General features: G+C 65.7%; 1 protein-coding gene. It reads left to right on the forward strand.

Annotation, left to right across the window (positions count from 1 at the left end):
• Nucleotides 1–297: 297 nt before the first annotated feature.
• On the forward strand, nucleotides 298–1,123 hold an 826-nt coding region (locus tag ACNA7R_RS20450), incomplete at its 3' end, for an iron-containing alcohol dehydrogenase (protein WP_416285373.1).

The raw sequence follows: 1,123 nt of genomic DNA on the forward strand, positions 1-1,123 counted from the left end.
GCTACCGGCTGCAGGGCGACGTCCTCCGGACGACGGTCCCCGACGCGATTCGGGACGTGATCGCCGACCTCCAGCGCGAACTGGTCGACACGAGCGGGGGATAGTGCATCGGCTCCTTTTCGCATATCGAAAACGGCGTTCCACCCCGATAATATGCGCGGGAGCCGGCCGCTCGACTAGTTTTATATGCTCGTTCGAAGTAAATTCGTAGCGCATGGTGTTGTCAATCATGATTGCGGATCGCACGATAGTAACGGCACCGAGTCCGCGACCAACTACGGGACGGGGGGAAATCCGATGACGCTCCAGAAGTACACGCTCACGTTTCCGATCTGGGTCGAGTTCGGCACCGGCTCGAGCGAGAACCTCGGCGAACTCGTCGCGTCGCAGGGGTGGCAGAAACCGTTGCTGGTCACCGATCAGGGGATCATCGACGCCGGCCTGCTCGAGGACGTGACGGCGTCGCTGACGGACGCCGGCATCGATTACGCGACCTACGACGGCGTCGAACCGAACCCGACGACGGCGATGGTCGACGAGGCAACGGCGACGCTCGAGGTCGAGGAGTGCGACGCGATCGTCGCGGTAGGCGGCGGCAGCTCGATCGACGTCGGGAAAGGCGCGTCCCTAATGGCGACGAACCCCGGCGAGGTCGCAGACTACGAGGTGACCTCCGCGGCGGACGTCACCGAGGCGCCGATCGAGAACCACCCGATCCCGCTCGTGACGGTGCCGACGACGGCCGGAACGGGCAGCGAAGTCGACTACTGGGCCGTCATCACTGACGAGGACCGGGAGTTCAAGATGGCCCTCGGTCAGTCACCCCAGTACCCCGGCGGCCCCTATCTCGGCGCCGAGATCTCGGTCGTCGATCCCGCCCTGACCGCATCCCTGCCGCCGAGACAGACGGCCGCGACCGGGTTCGACGCGTTCTCCCACGCCCTCGAGAACCACGTCTCGGCGGCATGTCCGCCGATCGTCAAGCCGATGACCGAACACGTCCTCGGACTCGTGCCGGAGTATTTGCCCCATGCCTACGAGGACGGAGACATGGACGCTCGCGAGCGGATGCTCCCGCGGGATCAGCGCCGGATGCACCCGGACCCCCACCTGCCCCTCCAGC

The sequence above is a fragment of the Natronococcus sp. genome (genome assembly GCF_047921035.1).
Lineage (GTDB): Archaea > Halobacteriota > Halobacteria > Halobacteriales > Natrialbaceae > Natronococcus.